Genomic DNA, 2,981 nt, shown 5'->3' with positions numbered 1-2,981 from the left:
ACCCCGCCTTCGTCGCCGAGGTCGGGTCGCATCTGGCCAAGGCCGAACGACCGATCCTGGTGCTGGGCGGCTCAGGCTGGACGCAGGAAGCCACCACCGCCATCGGCGACTGGGCCGAGCGTATCGGCCTGCCGCTGGCCCTGTCGTTCCGGCGCAAGGACCTGATCTCCAACGACCGGCCCAACTATGTCGGCGACCTGGGTCTCGGTCCCAATCCGTTGCTGGTCCAGCGGGTCAGGGGTGCCGACCTGATCATCGCCGTCGGCGCCCGGCTGGGCGAGAACCCGACGCAAGGCTACACCTTGCTCGACCGCGAGAAGACTCCGCAGTCCCTGATCCATATCCACCCGGGCCCCGAGGAACTTGGCCGTGTCTGGCCGCCCCTGATGAGCGCCGCCGCCGACGTGTCGCTGGCCGCCCTGGCCCTGTCGGAGATCGAGCCCGGCCGCACCTGGCACGATCAGGCGAACGCGGGCCACGCCGCGTGGGAAGCCTTCACCACCCCGATCCCGGTCACCGGCGCGGCGAACATGAGCGAGTGCATGGCCCATCTTCGGGCCGCCCTTCCCGACAACGCCATCATTACCAACGGCGCAGGCAACTACGCCGCCTGGCTGCACCGGTTCTTCCCGCACGCCGCCATGCACACCCAGCTGGCCCCGACCTCGGGCGCCATGGGATACGGCTATCCCGCCGCCGTCGCCGCCAAATGCCTGTATCCGGATCGCGATGTGGTCTGCGTCGCCGGCGACGGCGAATATCTGATGACGGGACAGGAGCTGGCCACGGCGGTCCAGTACGGGATCAACACCGTCACCGTCATCGTCGACAACGGCACCTACGGCACCATCCGGATGCATCAGGAGCGCGACTACCCCGGCCGCGTCATCGCCACCGACCTGAAGAACCCCGACTTCGTCCAGTACGCCCGGGCCTTCGGTGCCTTCGGCATCCGCTGCGAAACGACCGAGGCCTTCCCCGCCGCCCTCGCTGCCGCCCGAAACGCCGGACAACCCGCCATCGTCCACCTGATCACCTCCGCCGAGGACATCGCACCGGGCCGGACGATCACGGGGTTGAGGGGCGCGTAGCTCACTGATCACGATGAAGTATCTGATCACTGTCCTGATCGTCGTGCTTGTTGAGGGCACTACAGGATGCACAACGCCCCAGGCATTGCCGCGGCAGCCGCTGAACGATGAGGAATGCCACCTCTTCGTCAGGTATCAGGGTGGATCGATCTACGGCGATCTGGCACCGGCGGTTCGTCCACCCGACTCGGATTTGAGGGCGTGGTTTCCTGGCTTGGCGCAGGCCGACATCATCAACATTCGATCTGGTCCGCCACCCCCGGTCAGCATCGGCCGCGTGGAGGATTGCGATCCTTCATTTGGCTTTTCAGGCTCTGAAGGCCCACCGGATGACTTGCCGGGTGGTGCCGGATATTCACGCCCCATCTTTGGTAGAGACGGGCGTCTTGCCCTCATTGAGAGCTGGGTGAGTGGTGGTCTTCTTGCCGGTTCCGGGTCGATTTGTCTGTTGCGACGCCGCGATCGCCAAGACCCTTGGCAGGTCGAGCGTTGTGCGGAGACCTGGATTTCCTGAGCCGGCTTCCTCGGCTGGCTCGCGTTTGAGGTATTTCGGCATCGGCGCTATGGTCTCGTCATGGCCGCAACGCTGACCCGCCCGCTTTTGCGTGACCAGGCTCTGACCAGGCTTCGTGATCTCGAATCGCGCCTGCGCCAGATGGGGATCGTGTCCCTGTTCCTGTTCGGCTCTACGGCACGGGATGAGGCGGGCCCCGACAGCGATGTCGATCTGTTCGGTGATCTTGATCCCGAACGCCATTTCGGATTCGCCTATTTCGGCCTGTCGGGAGAGATCGGAGACCTGATCGGACAGAAGGTCGATTTCATGAGCCGTGAAAGCCTCCACCCGATGCTGAAAGATCGCATCATCGCTTCGGGGGTCCGCGTCTTTTGAAGCGTGATCCTCGCCCCGCCATCACCGATATGCTCAATCGCATCGAACGGCTTCGCCGTTTCGACCCTGATGCGGTGCTTGTCGCCAGTCCATTGTCCGACGAGCGCGCCATCGTTGAGCGGTGTCTGGAGGTCATTTCCGAGGCCAGTCGTAGCCTTTCCGACGTTTCCAAAGCTCGCTACCCCGACATCGACTGGCGAGGCATTGCGGACATCGGCAATGTGCTGCGTCATGCCTACGACCGGGTGGCTCCGCGCGTGATCGCAGACATATTGCGCAATGATCTCGATGTCTTGCAACACGCGGTGACGGAGATGTTGGCAGAGCTGGATAGAGGTTAGCAGCCAGGATTTTCTCATGGAATGAAAGCGTTGAACGCTTTCTGGGCCGCTTCCCGGCCAGCTGAACATGTCCGGCGAAGGCATCTAAGTTGCATACTCGGGCCGTTCGACCGCGCATGGTTTCGGCCCGTGGTATAGTGACCGTCGCCCCAGCTTTGGGTTTGTGCAAAGCCTCCGCGCCGGTCCGAACCGGGATTTCAGACTATTCAGACCTTTCAGACCCTGTTTTTTCGCCGCCTCGTCGAACACCGCCCATGCCCTTCACCGCCACCGTCCTGACCATGTTCCCGGAAGCCTTTCCCGGGCCGCTCGGCGTGTCGCTGATCGGCACGGCGTGGCGCGAGAAGGGGCTGTGGAGTCTCGATCTGGTTGACATTCGGGCCTTTTCCGAGGATAGGCGCGGCTTCCTGGACGACACCCCTGCGGGTGGCGGCCCCGGACAGGTTCTGAAGGCGGACGTGGTGGCCCGGGCACTGGACAGTGTCGAGGGGTCGTCCCGGCCGCTTTTGTACATGAGCGCACGCGGTCGGCCCCTGACCCAGGCGCGCGTCAAGGAATGGGCCAAGGCGGACGGGATCACCGTCCTGTGCGGCCGGTTCGAAGGGGTGGATCAGCGGGTGCTCGACGCACGCGGGTTCGAGGAGGTCTCCGTCGGAG

At 64.2% G+C, this 2,981-nt stretch carries 4 protein-coding genes and 1 pseudogene; all 5 read left to right on the top strand.

Annotated elements, in window-relative coordinates; translation table 11 throughout:
* The coding region (locus JHC99_RS18265; protein WP_292156110.1) for a thiamine pyrophosphate-dependent enzyme at positions 1-1,091 on the top strand (1,091 nt) is incomplete at its 5' end.
* A gap of 13 nt (positions 1,092-1,104) precedes the next feature.
* The gene (locus tag JHC99_RS18260; RefSeq protein WP_292156109.1) at positions 1,105-1,605 is read left to right on the top strand and encodes a hypothetical protein; all 501 of its coding nucleotides are present in this window, start codon (positions 1,105-1,107) and stop codon (positions 1,603-1,605) included.
* A 60-nt stretch (positions 1,606-1,665) separates the two neighbouring features.
* The gene (locus JHC99_RS18255) at positions 1,666-1,983 is read left to right on the top strand and encodes a nucleotidyltransferase domain-containing protein (RefSeq protein ID WP_292156108.1); all 318 of its coding nucleotides are present in this window, start codon (positions 1,666-1,668) and stop codon (positions 1,981-1,983) included.
* Complete coding sequence (locus tag JHC99_RS18250) at positions 1,980-2,324, top strand: HepT-like ribonuclease domain-containing protein (protein ID WP_292156107.1); 345 nt, start codon at positions 1,980-1,982, stop codon at positions 2,322-2,324. The genes JHC99_RS18255 and JHC99_RS18250 overlap by 4 nt, the downstream gene beginning before the upstream one ends.
* 254 nt (positions 2,325-2,578) lie before the next feature.
* Positions 2,579-2,981 (top strand): annotated as a pseudogene (locus tag JHC99_RS18245) (tRNA (guanosine(37)-N1)-methyltransferase TrmD); the annotation flags it as partial.

The sequence above is a fragment of the Brevundimonas sp. genome, from assembly GCF_016463485.1.
In the GTDB taxonomy this organism is placed as follows: Bacteria; Pseudomonadota; Alphaproteobacteria; order Caulobacterales; family Caulobacteraceae; genus Brevundimonas.
Note: the sequence above shows the minus strand (reverse complement) of the source record. Positions and strands in the feature narration are given on the sequence as shown.

Coding starts and splice junctions, on each gene's coding strand:
- JHC99_RS18260 (WP_292156109.1), top strand. CDS start 1,105: ATGAAGTATCTGATCACTGTCCTGATCGTCGTGCTTGTTGAGGGCACT.
- JHC99_RS18255 (WP_292156108.1), top strand. CDS start 1,666: ATGGCCGCAACGCTGACCCGCCCGCTTTTGCGTGACCAGGCTCTGACC.